The organism is Anaerostipes sp. 992a, assembly GCF_001940245.1.
Classification (GTDB): Bacteria; Bacillota; Clostridia; order Lachnospirales; family Lachnospiraceae; genus Fimousia.
This window is the reverse complement of the sequence record NZ_MJIG01000004.1, coordinates 581,190-599,734: the sequence shown is the minus strand read 5'-3', so window position 1 is coordinate 599,734 and position 18,545 is coordinate 581,190. Positions and strand designations below refer to the sequence as shown.

21 protein-coding genes are annotated in these 18,545 nt (G+C 40.2%); 17 read left to right on the top strand and 4 right to left on the bottom strand.

The window, feature by feature from the left end; all coding sequences use genetic code 11:
* Nucleotides 1–7 precede the first annotated feature (7 nt).
* The 11 genes from BHF69_RS07140 to BHF69_RS07090 all read left to right on the top strand — a co-directional run bounded on the left by BHF69_RS07140 (nt 8) and on the right by BHF69_RS07090 (nt 10,858).
* Nucleotides 8–1,279: a bifunctional folylpolyglutamate synthase/dihydrofolate synthase gene (locus BHF69_RS07140; RefSeq protein WP_075670350.1), complete on the top strand. Its 1,272-nt coding sequence runs from the start codon at nt 8–10 to the stop codon at nt 1,277–1,279.
* Nucleotides 1,266–2,513 (top strand): tetratricopeptide repeat protein, encoded by a 1,248-nt coding sequence (locus BHF69_RS07135; RefSeq protein WP_075670349.1) that lies wholly within the window; start codon nt 1,266–1,268, stop codon nt 2,511–2,513. The genes BHF69_RS07140 and BHF69_RS07135 overlap by 14 nt, the downstream gene beginning before the upstream one ends.
* A 137-nt stretch (nt 2,514–2,650) precedes the next feature.
* Entirely contained in the window at nt 2,651–2,953 is a 303-nt protein-coding gene (locus BHF69_RS07130; protein ID WP_075670348.1) for an anti-sigma factor antagonist, read from the top strand.
* A 15-nt stretch (nt 2,954–2,968) separates the two neighbouring features.
* Complete coding sequence (gene spoIIAB, locus BHF69_RS07125) at nt 2,969–3,394, top strand: anti-sigma F factor (protein ID WP_075670347.1); 426 nt, start codon at nt 2,969–2,971, stop codon at nt 3,392–3,394.
* Nucleotides 3,376–4,104 carry a SigF/SigG family RNA polymerase sporulation sigma factor gene (locus tag BHF69_RS07120; RefSeq protein ID WP_075670346.1) on the top strand — a complete coding sequence of 243 codons (729 nt, stop codon included), beginning with the start codon at nt 3,376–3,378 and terminating at the stop codon, nt 4,102–4,104. Before spoIIAB ends, BHF69_RS07120 begins: the two co-directional genes overlap by 19 nt.
* Before the next feature lie 124 nt (nt 4,105–4,228).
* Nucleotides 4,229–5,566: a transcription termination factor Rho gene (rho, locus tag BHF69_RS07115; RefSeq protein WP_075670345.1), complete on the top strand. Its 1,338-nt coding sequence runs from the start codon at nt 4,229–4,231 to the stop codon at nt 5,564–5,566.
* A 140-nt stretch (nt 5,567–5,706) separates the two neighbouring features.
* Nucleotides 5,707–5,907 carry a 50S ribosomal protein L31 gene (rpmE, locus tag BHF69_RS07110; protein ID WP_075670344.1) on the top strand — a complete coding sequence of 67 codons (201 nt, stop codon included), beginning with the start codon at nt 5,707–5,709 and terminating at the stop codon, nt 5,905–5,907.
* 145 nt (nt 5,908–6,052) lie between these two features.
* Nucleotides 6,053–6,991, top strand: a complete 939-nt coding sequence (locus BHF69_RS07105) for a DUF1385 domain-containing protein (protein WP_075670343.1) — start codon at nt 6,053–6,055, stop codon at nt 6,989–6,991.
* Nucleotides 6,991–7,836 carry a peptide chain release factor N(5)-glutamine methyltransferase gene (gene prmC, locus BHF69_RS07100; RefSeq protein ID WP_075670342.1) on the top strand — a complete coding sequence of 282 codons (846 nt, stop codon included), beginning with the start codon at nt 6,991–6,993 and terminating at the stop codon, nt 7,834–7,836. The genes BHF69_RS07105 and prmC overlap by 1 nt, the downstream gene beginning before the upstream one ends.
* A gap of 15 nt (nt 7,837–7,851) precedes the next feature.
* Nucleotides 7,852–8,925: a peptide chain release factor 1 gene (gene prfA, locus BHF69_RS07095; protein ID WP_075670341.1), complete on the top strand. Its 1,074-nt coding sequence runs from the start codon at nt 7,852–7,854 to the stop codon at nt 8,923–8,925.
* Nucleotide 8,926: 1 nt separating this feature from the next.
* On the top strand, nt 8,927–10,858 hold the full coding sequence (locus tag BHF69_RS07090; protein ID WP_075670340.1) for an NAD(+) synthase: 1,932 nt from the start codon (nt 8,927–8,929) through the stop codon (nt 10,856–10,858).
* 27 nt (nt 10,859–10,885) lie between these two features.
* Here BHF69_RS07090 and spoIIID read toward each other — a convergent pair whose 3' ends face one another.
* The 3 genes from spoIIID to BHF69_RS07075 all read right to left on the bottom strand — a co-directional run bounded on the left by spoIIID (nt 10,886) and on the right by BHF69_RS07075 (nt 12,165).
* Nucleotides 10,886–11,134 (bottom strand): sporulation transcriptional regulator SpoIIID, encoded by a 249-nt coding sequence (gene spoIIID, locus BHF69_RS07085; protein WP_075670339.1) that lies wholly within the window; start codon nt 11,132–11,134, stop codon nt 10,886–10,888.
* A 130-nt stretch (nt 11,135–11,264) separates the two neighbouring features.
* Complete coding sequence (locus BHF69_RS07080) at nt 11,265–11,873, bottom strand: VTC domain-containing protein (RefSeq protein WP_075670338.1); 609 nt, start codon at nt 11,871–11,873, stop codon at nt 11,265–11,267.
* Between the two features lie 112 nt (nt 11,874–11,985).
* Complete coding sequence (locus BHF69_RS07075; RefSeq protein ID WP_075670337.1) at nt 11,986–12,165, bottom strand: DUF4250 domain-containing protein; 180 nt, start codon at nt 12,163–12,165, stop codon at nt 11,986–11,988.
* 145 nt (nt 12,166–12,310) lie between these two features.
* On the opposite strand from BHF69_RS07075, the gene cobC reads away from it, so the two are divergent.
* The gene (gene cobC, locus BHF69_RS07070; protein WP_075670336.1) at nt 12,311–12,895 is read left to right on the top strand and encodes an alpha-ribazole phosphatase; all 585 of its coding nucleotides are present in this window, start codon (nt 12,311–12,313) and stop codon (nt 12,893–12,895) included.
* A gap of 9 nt (nt 12,896–12,904) precedes the next feature.
* Nucleotides 12,905–14,254 (top strand): replication-associated recombination protein A, encoded by a 1,350-nt coding sequence (locus BHF69_RS07065; RefSeq protein ID WP_075670335.1) that lies wholly within the window; start codon nt 12,905–12,907, stop codon nt 14,252–14,254.
* Here BHF69_RS07065 and BHF69_RS13950 read toward each other — a convergent pair.
* Nucleotides 14,210–14,392, bottom strand: a complete 183-nt coding sequence (locus tag BHF69_RS13950; protein WP_143249504.1) for a hypothetical protein — start codon at nt 14,390–14,392, stop codon at nt 14,210–14,212. The two genes, BHF69_RS07065 and BHF69_RS13950, sit on opposite strands and share 45 nt — an antisense overlap.
* Before the next feature lie 313 nt (nt 14,393–14,705).
* Between BHF69_RS13950 and BHF69_RS07055 the strand changes: the two genes are divergently transcribed.
* The 4 genes from BHF69_RS07055 to pdxR all read left to right on the top strand — a co-directional run bounded on the left by BHF69_RS07055 (nt 14,706) and on the right by pdxR (nt 18,529).
* Entirely contained in the window at nt 14,706–15,206 is a 501-nt protein-coding gene (locus tag BHF69_RS07055) for an SEC-C metal-binding domain-containing protein (protein WP_075670333.1), read from the top strand.
* A 132-nt stretch (nt 15,207–15,338) separates the two neighbouring features.
* Complete coding sequence (locus BHF69_RS07050; RefSeq protein ID WP_075670332.1) at nt 15,339–16,343, top strand: Gfo/Idh/MocA family protein; 1,005 nt, start codon at nt 15,339–15,341, stop codon at nt 16,341–16,343.
* 3 nt (nt 16,344–16,346) lie between these two features.
* Nucleotides 16,347–17,120, top strand: a complete 774-nt coding sequence (locus BHF69_RS07045; RefSeq protein WP_075670331.1) for a peptidylprolyl isomerase — start codon at nt 16,347–16,349, stop codon at nt 17,118–17,120.
* Nucleotides 17,120–18,529, top strand: a complete 1,410-nt coding sequence (gene pdxR, locus BHF69_RS07040) for a MocR-like pyridoxine biosynthesis transcription factor PdxR (RefSeq protein ID WP_075670330.1) — start codon at nt 17,120–17,122, stop codon at nt 18,527–18,529. The genes BHF69_RS07045 and pdxR overlap by 1 nt, the downstream gene beginning before the upstream one ends.
* The last annotated feature ends 16 nt before the right edge of the window (nt 18,530–18,545 follow it).

Here is an 18,545-nt window from a genome sequence, read left to right as displayed (position 1 = left end):
TGATATTATGAAGTATACGGAAGCGGTCCGGTTTTTTGATGAAATTCCATACTTTTCAAAGGATCCTTCCAATGATAATCTTGCAAAAGTGTTAGAGCGATTAGGAAATCCGGAACGTGGGATGAAGTTCTTCCATGTGGCAGGGACCAATGGAAAGGGCTCCGTCTGCGCGTTTCTGGATTCCATCTTAAGAAAAGGCGGTTATAAAACCGCTCTTTTTACGTCTCCACATCTGGTAAAAATCAATGAACGGATAAAAATCGATGGAAGAGACATATCGGATGACGATTTTGCATATTATCTTGAAAAGGTACAGGAAGTTGTAGAAGAACCGCTATCATTTTTTGAATATTTATTTTTAATGGCATTACTGTATTTTTCTCGTGAAAATGCAGATTACTGTATATTAGAGACAGGTTTGGGAGGAACCTATGATTCCACCAATGTAGTCACACCAGAGATTTCGGTGATCACCTCTATTGGACTGGATCATATGAAGATCTTAGGGGATACTTTGGAGAAGATTGCTTGCGAGAAGGCAGGAATCATTAAGCCGGGGAAACCAGTAGTGTATATGCAGCAGGATTCGTCAGTAAATCAGGTGATTGAGGAAAAAGCTGTGAAAAATCGGTCGAAAATCATAAGACTTTCGAAAGAGGATATTAAGATTCATGAAATTGGTCAGAAAGGTATTGCTTTTTTACTAGAAAGTGGTTATCATAGATTCGACGATTTGGTAATCGCTTCACCTGCTGTGTATCAGCTGTGGAATGCGGATCTAGCTGTGCATGCAGCAAAAGAGGTGATACCAGAAATTCCAAATGAGGCGGTCAAAAGTGGAGTAAATGCCATGAGATGGCCGGCACGGATGGAAGAGATTGAGCATCATGTGATTTTAGATGGTGCCCATAATCCACATGCAGTAGATGCATGGATAGAAGTATTAACAACTCAATATGCTCATGTGAAGAAGGACTTGCTGTTTGCAGTAGTTGCAGATAAAGATTATGAAGAAATGATTAAGAAAATCTGTCAGAACTTAAGATTCCGACGCATTACGATTACGGCAATTCCGGGAGAACGAAGAGCAGATCAGTTACATATAAAAAATATATTCGAAAAATATACAGATAGGGAAGTTGTTGTGGAAGAGGATGCCATCTGCGCATATCAGCAGGCGGTAGAAGGAAAGGAAGATTACCTCTTTTGTATCGGATCCTTATATCTGGCTGGAATGATAGAGCGATTATTAGGAGGAGAGCAGTATGATTCATTTTGAACAGGAATTAAAAAAGTTTGCAATAGATTTAGATAAAAAACAAATTGAAAAGGAAATGATGGCGGGCAAGAGCCAGGAAGTGCAAAATAGCCCGGTTCAGCAAAATAAGGTAGATCAGGTCATAAAGCGTTATAGACTGGCAGTAAATTATTGCCAGACCAATAGCTATGATCTTGCTTACATTCAGATCAAGAAGGTAGTCCGTCTGTTACCAGAGCATGTGGATGCGCAGCTTCTGGCTGCATTAGTCTGTATCCACGAAGGAAAGCAGGAACAGGCCCGTCAGGCTATCGAACAGGTTTTGAAATTAGATTCCAACAATGAGACAGCGCATTTATACATGGAAGAGCTGACTGTCAAACCGGAGCCAGAGGAAGTTCAGGTTACAGCAGAAGCAGAACAGCCGGAAGGTAAGGCAGAAAAAGCAGAGCAGCCAGCCCTCAGAAAAAAGGCGAAAAAGGCAGCACCAAAGAAGACGGTAACACCAGTGAAGACAGCTAATGGAAATGATTATGAAGAAGTAACCAGCAACAAGAAGAGCTTCATCTATTTGGGAATTGGATTTCTGATCGGAGTTGTTGCCATGTTTGTTCTTGTTCTTCCGACTGCAAGAAATTCCGTGAAGAATGAATATGTCAGCGAAGCAGATAATTATAAGGATCAGTTAACAGCAAAGGATACAGAAATCAAATCCTTAAAAGAAGAATTAAGCAATGCACAGGCAGATACAAAGGCGGCAAAGGAAGAAGTACAGAAATATAAAAATGGCGATGAATCTTTAATTAAGGCTGCAAATTATTATAACAGCAATAACAAGAGTGAGGCTGCAAAAGCGTTGGCAGGCATTGATGAGAGTGTTTTAAACGATGAGGAAAAGACCTTATATGAAAAGATCAAGAGTGCTACTTTTGATAAGACAACAGCAAGCATACTTTTCTCAGAAGGAAAGGCTCACTTTGACGATGCGAAATACAAATCAGCAATTGAAGAATTATCTGCAGCAATTGAAGCAGATGATACCAACCCTTCTTATTATTACTGGCTTGGAAGAGCTTATGAAGAAAAGGGACAGACAAAGAGTGCAAAGGAAAAATTTAATGAACTGATCGAGAAGTTCCCAACCAGCAATCAGGCAAAAGATGCCCAGAAGCGTTTGGATGGTATGAGCAGTAAATCTTCTGACAGTACAAAGGAAGACTCTGCAACAACAAGCACAACAGAAAAGACAAACTAAATATTTGATTATAAAAACAGATATAAAAGGAGAACGAAAAAATTTTTCGTTCTCCTTTTTTCGTGTTTTTTTGTAGGAAGAATACGGTAAATTAAGAGAAGCCTTAGGACAGGCATGACAGAAAGGAGAGACAGACAATGGCAATTGGATATGAAATGGAGGGAAAGACCCTTTGGATAAAGCTGGAGGGAGAGTTGGATCATCATTTGGCTCAGCAGGTAAAAAGAAAGTGTCAGATGATGATGATTTCTTATCCGGTAGAGAATATTGGATTTGATTTTTTAAAAACCGATTTTATGGACAGCTCTGGCGTAGGGATGATCATGGGGAGATACCAGGAGGTTCATGCGGTAGGTGGACATATTTACATTCGGAATGTCAATCGGAATATTGACCGAATCATGACGATTTCTGGGTTGTATAAGATCATTCAGCAATAAAAGAGGAGGATAAGTATGATACGTTTTGAATTTGACAGCCGTTCAGAAAATGAGGCTATGGCGAGGGTAGTAATTGCTGCCTATTTATTAAGGGAAGACCCTACCATTGAGGAAATGGCGGATGTAAAAACGGCAGTATCAGAAGCAGTTACCAATGCCATCATCCATGGATATGATGACGAGAATGGCAAAATTGTTATGGAGGCAGAGTTGAAAGATCACTGCCTGGAAGTGACTATCATCGATTATGGAAAAGGAATCGAGAATATTGAAAAGGCAATGGAACCGCTTTATACGACAAAGCCGGAAAAAGAACGGGCAGGAATGGGATTTGCATTTATGGAAGCATTTATGGATGAGCTCTATGTGGAGTCAGAGCTCTTTCATGGAACAAAGGTTAGAATGAGGAAAAAGGTGAGTCAGTGGAGCAAAGAGAATTAATCAGGCGTTCAAAAGCAGGAGATAAAGAAGCCAGAGAAACGCTGGTTTTGAATAACGTAGGATTAATTTGGAGTATTGTAAAAAGATTTTCCAATCGAGGATATGAGCTGGAGGACTTATTTCAGATTGGCTGTATTGGTTTGATGAAGGCCATTGATAAATTCGATCTCTCCTATGAGGTGAAATTCTCTACGTATGCCGTCCCCATGATTTCCGGAGAAATCAAGAGATTTTTGCGGGATGATGGTATGATCAAAGTGAGTCGTTCTTTAAAGGAACATGCTTATCGGGTCAGTCTGGCAAAGGAACAGTTCCAAAAGAAATACCACAGAGAGGCAACCGTTGAAGAAATCTCCAGTGTGACCAGACTGCCAGTGGATGAGATTGTGGTAGCATTAGAAGCTAATCGGGAGGTGGAATCCTTAAACAGAACGATTTATGAGGGAGATGGACATGACATAGCCATGATGGATACCATTGAAGAGAAAACCAAATGGGAAGAACAACTGATGAATAAGATGATGCTGTCTGATCTGATTCAGTCTTTATCCAAAGAGGAGCAGGAATTGATCAGACTACGATATTTTGACAACAAGACACAGAGAGAGATCGGCATTATGATGGGAATTTCGCAGGTCCAGGTATCACGAATGGAGAGAAAGATTCTCTTATCTTTAAAAACGAAGATGGAGGCAGAAAAGAGCGGCTAAGTCCCAACTTGCAATTTGTGAAAAACTATGCTAAGATAACCTAAGTATCGATTCTAGCTTAATTTTTAAGAAATCAACAGACATTCGTCTGATTTTTCCAAATTGCAGAAAAGGAGAATATAATATGGTATTTGAGGAAATGTCCCTTGTTGCTTTAAAGCAATATGCAAAAGAAAAGGGAATGAAAGGTGTTTCTGCCTTAAAGAAAAGTGCGTTGATCGAGCGCCTGAAAGAAGAACAGGAACAGGAAGAGCAACAGCAGGAAGGAAAGAAATCCAGGGACACAAAAGATACAAAGGAGAAAAACCAGAAGCTTGCGGAATTAGACAGTGGAGAAAAAGCAAATGGAATTTTGGAGGTTATGCAGGATGGATATGGATTTATCCGTTGTGAAAACTATCTTCCAGGAGAAAATGATGTATATGTATCTCCGTCACAAATTCGAAGATTTAATTTAAAGACCGGAGATATTTTAAAAGGAAGTATTCGGGTAAAGACACAAGGAGAGAAATTTAGTGCTCTCTTGTACATCGATTCCATTAATGGTTATCATCCTTATGAGGCGCAGAAACGAAAGAATTTTGAAGATCTGACACCGATTTTTCCAAATGAGAGATTTTCTTTAGAAACTGCCAGTTCGATGATTCCAATGCGAATGGTGGATTTGCTGGCACCAATTGGAAAAGGCCAGAGGGGAATGATCGTGTCACCACCAAAAACAGGAAAGACAACATTGTTAAAGCAGATCGCCAAGAGTATTAGTAAGAATTATGAAGATGTGAAATTGATCGTACTGCTGATCGATGAACGTCCGGAAGAGGTAACGGATATTCGGGAATCCATTGCAGGTCCAAATGTGGAAGTTATCTATTCTACCTTTGATGAATTGCCGGAACATCATAAGCGGGTATCCGAAATGGTACTAGAACGTGCCAAGCGTCTGGTAGAGCATAAAGAGGATGTGGTTATCCTTCTTGACAGTATTACAAGACTGGCCCGTGCTTATAATCTTCTGGTTCCACCAAGTGGACGTACACTGACGGGTGGTCTGGATCCGGCAGCTCTTTATATGCCAAAGAAGTTTTTCGGTGCAGCCAGAAATATGAGAGAGGGAGGAAGCCTTACGATCCTTGCCACAGCACTGGTTGAGACTGGAAGTAAGATGGATGATGTCGTATTTGAAGAATTTAAGGGAACTGGTAATATGGAGTTGGTGCTGAATCGTCATTTATCTGAAAAACGAATCTTTCCAGCCGTGGATATCGCAAAATCAGGTACCAGAAGAGATGACCTTCTGCTTTCTAAGGAAGAACAGGAAGTAGTGTATGCATTGCATAAAGAGTTATCCGGTTCCAAAGCAGAAGATATTCTGGAACAGATGTTACATTTGTTTAAGAGAACGAAAAATAATAAGGAATTTGTGGAATATACAAAGCGTTCTCTGCTTCGATCTTCTAAATAGGTGAAAGAAAGGACTTGCAATCCACATAGGTGTGTGATATAATTTAAAAGCTGTTTATAGCAATTAATTGAAACTAATAGAATTTCGTTTCGCAAGTACGTTGGCAAAATCCAACGAAATATGATGAAGAGGTGAAAAACATGCGTGAAGGAATCCATCCAAAATATTATCAAGCAAAAGTAGTTTGTAACTGTGGTAATGAATTCGTAACAGGTTCTACAAAAGAAGATATCCACGTAGAAATTTGTTCAAAATGTCATTCATTCTACACAGGACAGCAGAAAGCAAATCAGGCTCGTGGACGTATTGAAAAATTCAATCGTAAATACGGAACTAAGTAATAAGAATGTTAACAAGAGTAGGTTGAGATATATATCTCAACCTATTTTATTACATAAGAAATTCCTTGAATTTCTTATGTAAGGCGGATAAGTCCGCTTAGTTTAGGAAAAGGCACAGAAGAGGTGCTGTTTGGAGAAAATAGTTATGAAAAGAACAAGCATCGGAGGACAGGCGGTTATTGAGGGTGTAATGATGAAAAATGGAAAAAAATGTGCCATTGCAGTCAGAAAGCCGGATCATACCATTGAGGTAAAGACATCTGTCCAAACCAGTATTGCAGAAAAGTATAAAATATTAAAGCTGCCGATTATTCGTGGAGTTGTTAATTTTATAGAATCTATGGTAGTCGGAATCCAGACGCTGACATATTCTGCCAGCTTTTATGAGGAAGAGGAAGAAGAAAGCAGCTTTGACAGATGGTTTGAAAATACCTTTAAAGAAAAAGGAGAGTCCATCCTTATGGGAATCACAGTATGTATTTCTCTGGTTTTGTCTATTGGGATTTTTATGATTCTTCCCTATTTATTAACGGGATTCTTAGAGAATCAGTTGAAAAGCCATACGCTGGTGCTGGCATTAGAGGGAGTGGTAAGAATTGGAATCTTTCTTGGATACATTGTGCTGATTTCACGAATGAAAGACATTCAGAGAGTATTTATGTATCATGGTGCAGAGCATAAGACCATCAATTGTCTGGAGCATGGAGAGGATTTAACGCCGGAAAATGTAAAAAAATATTCCAGACTGCATAAACGCTGCGGAACCAGCTTTTTATTTATTGTAATGTTTATCAGCATTTTTTTCTTCTTTTTTATCAGGGTAGATTCTATTTTGCTAAAAGTTGTGTTCCGATTACTGCTCATTCCTGTCATCGCCGGAGTTTCCTATGAATTTATCCGGTTTGCCGGGAAGAATGATTCCGGTTTGGTAGGAATATTGAGCAAGCCGGGAATGATGCTTCAGAAGCTGACAACAAGAGAGCCAGATCTTTCGATGATCGAAGTTGCGATTAAGTCAGTTGAAGGCGTCATTGACTGGAAAGAATATGTGGAAGCCATGAGAAAGGGAGAACTAGAAGACTGATGAAGCGATATAAGAGCATTTTGAAAAATGGAGAACAGATGCTTATGAATGCCGGAATTCACAATGCGGTTGGAGAGGCATGGTATCTTTTTGAGGACGCATTTTCCATGGACCGTATGACGTATTATATGGAACAGGAACGGGAATGCATGAATCCGGAAGAAATGGAAAAATACCAGACGTATCTTCGAAGAAGGGTAGAGGAACGAATTCCACTTCAATATCTCCTTGGAACACAGCAATTTATGGGACTGGATTTTCAGGTATCTCCTGCAGTTTTGATACCAAGGCAGGATACGGAAACGCTGATCGAGGAGATTATTCATCAGGCTGCAGGTGTGAGAACAGTATTGGATATGTGTACTGGGTCTGGATGTATTGCCATCAGTCTGGCACATTTTATGGATTTGGACCAATGTGTTGGAGCAGATATTTCAAAAGAAGCATTAAACATTGCAAAAGAGAATGGAAAATCTCTGGCACCTATGGTAGAATTTATTAATAGTGACTTATTTGATGAAATAGAAGGCAGATACGACCTGATCGTATCAAATCCACCCTATATTGCATCAAAAGAATGCAGGGAGCTAATGCCAGAGGTAAGAGAGCATGAACCAATGCTTGCTTTAGATGGACATGAAGATGGCCTGCATTTTTACCGTCGCATCATTCGGGAAGCACCCGAATATTTGAATGACTCTGGATATCTGTTCTTTGAAATTGGATATGATCAGGGGAAAAGTGTTCCGGCGCTCATGAAGGAAGCCGGATTTATAGATATCGTAGTGAAGAAGGATCTGGCAGGACTGGACCGGATTGTATATGGAAGATATGAAAGCAGATGATGAAGGAGGATCACTATGTTTGATAAGTTAGAAGATTTGGTTGACCGTTTGGCTTCCGTATTGGAGGAGCTGAATGATCCCAATGTAGTAAATGATCAGAAGCGATTTCGTTCTTTAATGAAGGAACAGAATGAACTGGCTCCGATTGTGGAAAAATATAATGAGTATAAAGAGGCAAAGCAGAACATTGAAGAAAGTCTTGAAATCTTAGAAGAAGAGACTGACGAAGAGATGAGAGAGCTTGCCAAGGAAGAATTGGCAGAATCCAAGGCAAGAGTAGAAGAGTTGGAAAATGAGATTAAGATTTTATTGATTCCAAAAGATCCTAATGATGATAAGAACGTTATCGTTGAGATTCGTGCCGGTGCCGGCGGAGATGAAGCGGCATTATTTGCTGCAGAATTATTCCGTATGTATCGGAGCTATTCTGATAGCCGCAGATGGAAGACGGAGATGATCAGCGTCAATGAAAATGGAATCGGGGGATTTAAGGAAGTTTCCTTTATGATCACCGGCCAGGGCGCTTATTCCAGATTAAAATATGAAAGTGGAGTTCACCGCGTACAGCGTATTCCTGCGACAGAATCCGGCGGACGTATCCATACGTCTACGGTTACCGTAGCGATTATGCCGGAGGCAGAAGAAGTCGATGTGGAAATTGATATGAATGACTGTCGTTTTGATGTGTTCCGTGCATCTGGAAATGGTGGACAGTGTGTCAATACAACAGATTCTGCAGTACGTCTGACTCATATCCCAACGGGAATCGTTGTTTCCTGTCAGGATGAAAAGTCACAGCTTAAAAACAAGGACAAAGCTATGAAGGTACTGCGTGCCAGATTGTATGAATTAGAATGCCAGAAGGCACATGATGCAGAAGCAGAGGCACGAAGAAGTCAGATCGGTACTGGAGACCGTGCAGAAAAGATCCGTACGTACAACTTCCCACAGGGACGTGTGACAGATCATAGAATTAAGCTGACATTGCATAAACTGGATGGTATTTTAAATGGAGATTTGGATGAAGTGATCGATAGCCTGATCGCAGCTGATCAGACAGCAAAATTAGCAAAAATGCAGGAACAATAAAATGAAAGATGGATATATTAAGGTGGCAGCAGCAACGCCAAAGGTAAAAGTTGCTGATTGTCCATACAATACAAAATTAATCATAGATGAAATGGAAGATGCCAGAGAAAAAGGTGTAAATGTTCTGGTTTTTTCTGAGCTTACTATTAGTAGCTACACCTGTGGGGATTTATTCCTTCAGGGACCATTGCTGCGGGATGCAAAAAAGGGACTCTTGGAGGTGCGGGAGGCTTCTAAGGGAAGTAGTATGGTGGTCGTAGTTGGAGTACCATATGCAGTTGGACAAAAGCTGTATAATTGTGCTGCGGTCATTCAGAATGGAAGCATTCTGGGATTGGTGCCTAAGACTTATCTGCCAAATTACTCTGAGTTCTATGAAGCCAGACATTTTGCCAGAGGCTCAAAGAAGGTGAAGGAGATTAGAATCGGAGAAGAGATGGTTCCATTTGGAACTAATCTGCTGTTCCAGTGTCAGGAGATGGAAGAATTGGTCATTGCATGTGAGGTATGCGAAGATTTATGGGTTCCATTGCCTCCTAGTACCAGACATGCACTGGCAGGAGCGACTCTGATCTGTAATCCATCCGCCAGTGATGAGACGACGACAAAAGAAATCTATCGTAGAAATCTGGTTTCTAATCAGTCTGCCCGACTGATTTCTGGTTATATCTATGCCAGCGCAGGAGAAGGGGAATCTACACAGGATGTTGTCTACAGTGGACATAATTTGATCTGTGAGAATGGATCTATTCTGGCAGAGGCAAAAAGGTTCACCAATGAGACCATTTATGCGCAGATAGACCTGCAGAGATTATCTACAGAGAGACGTCGTATGACTACCTTTTTTGATGAAATCGAAGAAGAATATGTAACAGTCCCATTTTCCATGGAAATGAAGGAAGTAGAATTGGAGCGGATCTATCCGAAGACTCCATTTATTCCATCTGATCGGAAGGAAAGGGATAAGCGCTGTGATGAGATCCTCACGATTCAGGCTATGGGACTGAAAAAGCGTCTGGAGCATACCAGATGCCAGCATGCAGTGATTGGAATTTCTGGAGGCTTAGATTCTACATTGGCCGTTTTGGTAACAGCCAGAGCCTTTGATATGCTGGGACTGCCGAGAGAAAACATGATCTGTGTGACAATGCCTTGTTACGGTACCACAGACCGTACCTATCAGAATGCCATTACCTTAATGAAGCGTCTTGGAGCTACCTTAAAGGAAATTAACATTATCAAGGCTGTGGAACAGCATTTTCAGGATATTGAACATGATGAGACGATTCATAACGTAGTCTATGAAAATTCACAGGCCAGAGAACGTACACAGATACTGATGGATCTGGCCAATAAATACAATGGTATGGTCATCGGTACTGGAGACCTGTCAGAGCTGGCGCTCGGATGGGCTACTTATAATGGAGATCATATGTCCATGTATGCAGTCAATGTTTCTGTACCGAAAACTCTGGTAAGATATCTTGTGCTATATTATGCAGAAACCACGGAGGATAAGGCATTGACGGATGTGCTCATGGATGTGCTGGATACTCCGGTAAGTCCTGAATTACTGCCGCCGGTAGATGGAGTTATTTCTCAGAAGACAGAGGACCTGGTCGGCCCTTATGAGCTGCATGATTTCTTTTTATATTATGTCATGCGTTTTGGGTTTGCACCGAAGAAGCTGTATCGAATGGCTAAGCATACCTTCCAGGGCGAATATGATACGCAAACCATTTATAAATGGTTAAGAACCTTCTTCTGGAGATTTTTTGCACAGCACTTTAAACGTACCTGCCTTCCAGATGGACCAAAGGTGGGATCAGTTGCTGTTTCACCAAGAGGAGATCTGCGTATGCCAACGGATGCCAGTGTGAATTTATGGATTCAGGAATTAGATGAATTGAAAAAGGAATTAGCAATCGAATAAATGTTGATAAAAATATCAAGAACGCAGCTAGCGTTCTTGATATTTTCTTTTTGTAGCAAGTCCGCCGCGAAGATGACGTTGAGCCTTATTAAAATCTAAAATTGCATTGACCTCTTTGGATAATGCAGGATTGATTTCAGGAAGTCGGTCGCGCAGGTCTTTATGGACGGTAGATTTTGAAATTCCAAACTGCTTTGCAGTGGCTCGTACGGTTGCCTTATGGGCGATGGTATAATCAGCAACGGTCAGGATTCGTTCCACAATATAATCTTGCATAGGTTTTGCTGCTCCAATAAACTTGTTACAGTCTATGCGAAGAAAAAATGAAATATGAAAAAAGCAGTACGCAACCAACGTACTGCTTTTTTATATTAGCGCGGCATAAATTTGTAGAAAGGATGATTTTTTAGCCGTTGCTAGCAAATAATTCCTTTTCATAAGCCAGGAGCTGTTCCATAGGCTTAGAAATGGTTAAATTCTGACGTATGCTCATTCGAAGGTTAGAATAATCGGTTTTAAAGGAAAATCCTTTTGGAGCAAAAAAATCATTGGTAGTGTATGGTTTTCTGCTCATAGCTACGTCAAATACAATATCTAGAAATTTATTCTGATGAAAGGTTTTTCTTGTAAATTCTTTTCGATATGCAGGAATCAATTCATGATTCACAATGCTTTCGTAAAAAGAGAAAAGACGTGTGTCTTCACTATGTTTTAAAAATTCATAATTACCATTGAGAATGTCATTGGCCTGTTCCTTTGTGATGGGAATCAGCTCCTTGGTTACGACATTCATATCTTTTTGTTTTTGTTCTACATAAACATCTTCCATGTCTTCCATTACGATGGAATAATCAATAGGGGAATCAATAATGTCGCTACGGAAGGTAACCTTGCGTATGTAGGTACTCATCATGCTCTTAGTCTTATCTTCCAGCTCAATAAATTCCCGTTCTTTTTGTTTGTACTCAGTCATGTTCGTTGTACGAACGACTTCTGTGTACATAATCTTGCTCATGAAGCAACCTCCCATCTATATTATTATAACAGATTTTTCCTATAAAAAATGAAGTAAAATTTGTAAATTTTAGATAATTTTTTATGAAATAATTCTATATATAACAAAGTGATTAGACAAATTGATTGATTTTTGCCTGATATTTATAATCAATTTTGGAAAGCTTCTGAATAATCTCTTCTTTGGAAACTTCCATATCTTCACAAAGACAATCCAACGAAGGATAACAGTCTCTTAACTTGGTATTAATGACGCTTAACAGCATCACCGGATCATTTGGTAATGAATTCATAAAAACCTTCCTTTCATATCAAATATATATTATCACATAAAAGTCTTTTTGTCTTAAAAATAGACAAAAAATTATGAAAAATTTTAGAAAAGAGTAGCAGGAACTGTGGAAAGTAGGTAAAATAGGGGAAGAAAAGGAGAGAAGGATGCAGATATTTTTCGTGAGACATGGGAATACAGAGGAAAATCAAAAGCGGCTTTATTACGGGAAGACAGATACGGGTCTTTCTCTGGAAGGTAAAAGGCAAATGGAACAGATGGCAGGATTTATAAAGGAGCAGGATTGGGACGCCGTTTATGTCAGTCCATTGGGAAGGACGGTGGAATCAGCCAGGATTCTTCTGCCAGATAGTCCGGTGATCAAAGATTCCAGGCTGGAGGAAAGGAATTTTGGCATCTTTGAAGGAAAGTCATATGAGGAAATCCGGCGGGAATATCCAGAAGAGTCTACAGAATGGGAGAAAGACTGGATGGGTTATTCTATTCCGGGTGGAGAAAGCTTTCTGGAGGTACAGGAACGCACAGAGGCTTTTGCCAAAGAATTATTAGCCAAAGAATTTGAAAAAGTATTGATCGTATCTCATAAGGGAACGATGATACAATTATTATTAGCGCTTCTTGGAATGGATAAAAAACAGTACTGGAAGTTTACCTTAGAGCAGGAACGCTATTCAGTCATAGAGATATCTTATGGAAACCCGGTGCTTAAGGCATTGAATCAGAAAGTGTGAGGAAAGAATATGGATTTATTTGATTATATGAGAGAAAAGACTATGGAGCAGGAGTCTCCGCTGGCACAGAGATTACGACCGTCAACCATTGAAGAGGTCGTAGGTCAGGAACATATTATCGGAAAGGATAAGCTTTTGTATCGGGCCATTAAGGCAGATAAGATCAGTTCGATCATTTTCTATGGTCCTCCGGGAACTGGGAAGACCACATTGGCCAAAGTCATTGCCAACTCTACACAGGCTGAGTTTATTCAGATGAATGCTACCACATCAGGAAAAAAGGAAATGCAGGAGGCTGTGGAGAAGGCGAAAAATAATCTTGGAATGTATCAGAAAAAGACGATTTTATTTATTGACGAGATTCACCGATTCAATAAAGCTCAGCAGGATTATCTGCTGCCGTTTGTGGAGGACGGAACAGTGATTCTCATTGGGGCAACGACGGAAAATCCGTATTTTGAGGTAAATGGAGCGTTGATTTCACGGTCGAATATCTTTGAGCTACACCCTATTTCAAATGAAGGCATTCGTACATTGATCGAAAGAGCTGTCTATGATGAAGAAAAAGGAATGGGAACCTATGGAGCACAGATTGATGAGGATGCATTGGAATTTTTGGCAGATATGGCAGAGGGAGATGCAAGGACCGCATTAAATGCCATTGAGCTTGGTATATTAACGACAGAACCATCTGCAGACGGCCGGATTCATATTACATTAGAAGTAGCAGAACAATGCATTCAGCGGAGAGCCTTTCGTTATGACAAAGCTGGAGATAATCATTATGATACGATTTCTGCTTTCATAAAAAGCATGCGGGGATCAGATCCAGATGCGGCCGTTTATTATTTAGCTAAGATGCTGGATGCCGGGGAAAGTGTTACCTTTATTGCAAGGAGGATAATGATTTGTGCCTCTGAAGATGTGGGAAATGCGGATCCTCAGGCACTTCAGGTTGCAGTTGCGGCTTCTCAGGCTGTGGAACGGATTGGAATGCCGGAAGCGAGAATTATTCTGGCTCAGGCGGTTACCTACGTGGCTTCTGCACCAAAAAGCAATGCGGCATATATGGCAGTGGATGATGCGCTGGCTTTGATTCGGACCAAAAGGGTATCCGGGGTGCCGAATCACTTAAAGGACGCTCATTATAAAGGGGCAGCAAAACTAGGACATGGCATAGGATATCGATATGCTCATGATTATAACAACCATTATGTAAGGCAGCAGTATCTGCCGGATGAACTGGTTGGAACAAAGTTCTATCAGCCAACGGAAAACGGATATGAAAAAACAATTAAGGACCATTTGCAATTTTTAGCGGAACAGGCGGATGAGGATGGCGATGCCGGCAATAATTAGGGGCAGAGTAAGAATCATTCCGAAAAATCCCCAGAAATCAGGATTTCCAGTCAGAGCATAAAAGATGACAATACCGATTAGTACCATGATTAGGAGCAGTGCCAAGATGGCAAGAAATTGTTTGATTTTTTGATTCATAATGTGTATACCTCCGATTATTTTGCAATAATGGTAACATAAAAGGCCGAATAAATCTATGTCAAATTTATTCGGCCTTGCCCATCTGGGCATCATCGGGGGAGGATAAGTATTTACTTTTTCTTTGGTGATAGTAATATTATAACCAGGGAAATTGTTTTTATACAGGAATACCAAATTTTCTTCTTTAGAAAAGTGGTTGAAAATAAAAAAGAAGTCTGTTATAGTTAGCATAATAGGCTTTTTCTTTGGCATTTCAAAGAGGCACTGTTACAAGAAGATTAAATTATAAAGGAATAGGACGGGAAAAGATATGGCTTTATTACAGGAATGGCGTGATTATGCATATGCACACGACGATAATACACAGGCAGGACAGCAGTTCTGGTTAAATTATTTTGCTGTTGAAAAAGGTATTTATGAAAAGCTTTTATCCAACAAGGATGTTGTGGAACAGGGAACAGTAAAGGAACTGGCAGATAAGTTTGAGACAGACTTGCAGCTCTTTACTGGTTTCTTAGATGGAATCAATGACAGCTTAAAAACAGAAAATCCAATTGATACTATGGAAGAGGATACTGTAGTAAGCTTGGACATTGATTATGAAAAACTGTATTATAACATGGTTGCATGTAAGGCAGAATGGTTATATACATTAGAACAGTGGAATGATATCCTGACACCAGAACGTCAGAAAGAATTGTACAAGCAGCAGAAATCGTCTACAACAGTTGTAAAGGGCAAGAAAGTGGGAAGAAATGATCCATGTCCTTGCGGCAGTGGTAAAAAATATAAAAAGTGCTGTGGAAGATAAGAAATCAAAATTATTTTCTTAAGTTTAGGAAAAAGGCAGAAGCGTGTATGCTCCTGCCTTTTTCTACATAATGACAAAAATGAGGAAATGTGATATGATATAATCAATTATTAGGAATAGGAGATAGAGCGTATGATTAGATTTGCAACCATTGGCACGAACTTTATTGTTGATTGGTTTTTAGGTGGTATGCCATTATGTCATGAGATGGAATATGCGGCAGTTTATTCCAGAAGCATGGAAACAGGAAAGATATTTGCTGACAAATATGGAGTACAGACGGTTTACGATAATCTAGAAGATCTTGCAATGGATGAAAGCATCGATGCTGTATATATTGCAAGTCCGACCTATTGTCATTTCCAGCATGCGATGATGATGTTAAATCATGGAAAGCATGTACTTTGTGAGAAACCAGTGGCTTCCAATGGAAGGGAATTAGAGCTTATGCTTCAGGCGGCAAAGGAAAATGATGTAGTCTTTATGGAAGCCATGAAGTGTGTATTTACTCCTGGATATCAGGTGATTATGGATCAGATGCATAAGATTGGAACTGTACGCCGGGCAACAATCCAATATTGCCAATATTCATCCAGATATGACAATTTTAAGAATGGAATTATTGAGAATGCATTTAAGCCAGAATTATCCAATGGGGCCATTATGGATATTGGATGCTATTGTATTCATTTCCTCGTAAAATTGTTTGGTATGCCGGAGTCTATTCAGACAGACGTGATCAAATTATCCAATGGATGCGATGGAGCGGGAACCATTCTGGCACATTATGACGGGATGCAGGCAGAGGTGATCTATTCTAAGATTTCCAATACGCAGATTCCAAGTCAGATTCAGGGAGAGAAGGGATGTATGATCATTAATGATGTGCCTCATCCAAGAGAAATTAAGATTATTTATAATGATGGAACTGTTGAGCAGTTTGAGGTAGAGCGGGCTGAGACAGAAGTATTTCGTAATAATCTGGTATATGAAGCACTGGAATTTCAGAGATTGGTGCTGGAACATGAAGTGGATCATCCGCATAATAAGAATTCGATAATGGAGATGCAGGTAATGGATGAAGCCAGACGCCAGATGGGAATTTATTTTCCGGCCGATAAGATTATGGAGGTGTAATGCATGAAGAAACGATTATATACACTTGGATTGATTATGAGCTTGATGATTCTGGCATGTGCCTGTGGAAAAAAGACAGAGGAGGCATCTTCTGAAAAGGAGAAGACGACTGCTAAGACCACGGCAGCCAGTGAAACAACAGCGGAGCAGGAGGAACAGAAATATAAGAAGGTGGACATTCATTCCGCTTCTCAGGTAGACCAGATGTCTGCTCCAGAGAAGGGGGAAACCATTGCCGTTGTGAAGGTAAAAGATTATGGTGAGATGAAATTTAAATTTTTTAATCAGGATTCACCATTGGCTGTCGAGAACTTTGTAACACTGGCATATAACGGATATTATGATGGGATTACCTTTCATCGGGTCATTGACGATTTTATGATCCAGGGAGGGGATCCTACCGGAACCGGAATGGGAGGAGAAAGCATTTGGGGCAAAGAGTTTGAAAATGAAACCTCTGATGAGCTGCTTCCGCTTCGTGGTGCATTGTGCATGGCCAATGCAGGGAAGGATACCAATGGAAGCCAGTTTTTTGTCGTACAGAATAAAGAAGTAACGGATCGAAGCTATGGAGGAAAGACCGCAACAGAGGAACAGAGAGAAAAATTCCAGGAGTATGGAGGATATCCATATTTGATGGATGATTATACAGTATTTGGGCAGTTATATGAAGGATTTGATGTATTGGATCAGATTGCTCAGACAGAGACCGATGCCGATGATAAGCCGTTAGAGGATGTGGTCATCGAGAGTATTACGATTGAGGAAGCACAGTAATGCTGACAATTGGAATCGATACGAAAAAAAAAGAGCCGATTTATGAACAGATTTATAAATATATCCGAGATGAGATCAAGCAGGGAACGCTTTCCTGTGGGACTAAGCTGCCCTCTTCCAGAAAGCTGGCAGAGCATCTGGATGTAAGCAGGAATACAGTAGATCTGGCATACGGACAGCTGCTATCAGAAGGCTATGTGGAATCACAGCCGAAGAAGGGATATTATGTATCTGCTATGGATGATATCTTCGATTTTGAAGTGGAGCTTCCACAAGAGGAAGAAGCTTTAGAAGATGTGAGCTGTTATCCGTATGACTTTACTTCTTCCGGGGTAGATATGGCACATTTCCCATATAATACGTGGCGAAAGCTGATGAGGGAGGCTTTGATGGATGATAATTCAGAGCTTTTTCAAACTGGAAAATCCAGTGGTGATTATAAGCTGAGGGAAGCCATCCGGAATTATCTTCATCAGTCCAGAGGTGTTGTCTGCACAAGTAGCCAGATTATTTTAGGGTCAGGAATGGAATACTTGTTGTTGCTCCTGTCGCAGATTTTGGAGTTCCCGTATACGGTAGGAATGGAGAATCCAACCTACATGCAGGCATACCGGGTTTTTAGCCAGCTGCATTTTCCGATAAAGGCCATTTCCATGGATGATCATGGAATGAAAGTGGAAGAGCTTAGAAGATCAGGAGCACAGATTGCCTATGTAACTCCATCACATCAGTACCCGACAGGAATTGTCATGCCAATTAGCAGAAGAAGCAGTCTGCTGGCATGGGCAAGGGAAAAAGAAGAACGATATATTATTGAAGATGACTATGACAGTGAATTTCGATATCAGGGAAAACCGATACCATCTCTTCAGGGAAATGATAAGAATGGTAAGGTGATTTATATGGGTACCTTTTCCAAGGCAATTGCGCCAGCCATTCGTGTAAGTTACATGGTGCTGCCTCAGACGTTGCTTAAGGTATATAACGAAAAATTATCCTTTTACTCCTGTACCGTATCCAGGATCGATCAGGCAATTTTGAGTGAATTTTTGAAAAAAGGTCATTTTGAACGTCATTTGAATCGGATGCGAGCACTGTATAAGAGCAAGAATCAGTTTTTAATACAACAGCTGAAGATTTTTGGAAAAAATATTAAGATTATGGGATCATCTGCAGGTCTGCATATACTGGTAGAATTCCAGGGATTGAAGGATCACAGAAAATTTCAGGATCTCCTTTTGAAAAATGGAATAAAGATGCAGGCAATTTCCAATTATTATATTGAAGGAAAACCAGAAAAGGAATGTTACATTCTTGGATTTGCAAGATTAAAGGAATCTCAGATTGCGGAGGGAATCCTTCAGTTAAAAGAAGTATATGATGAGTTAACTGGGAACAGGGAGAAATAGAAATCTGCTTTTGGAA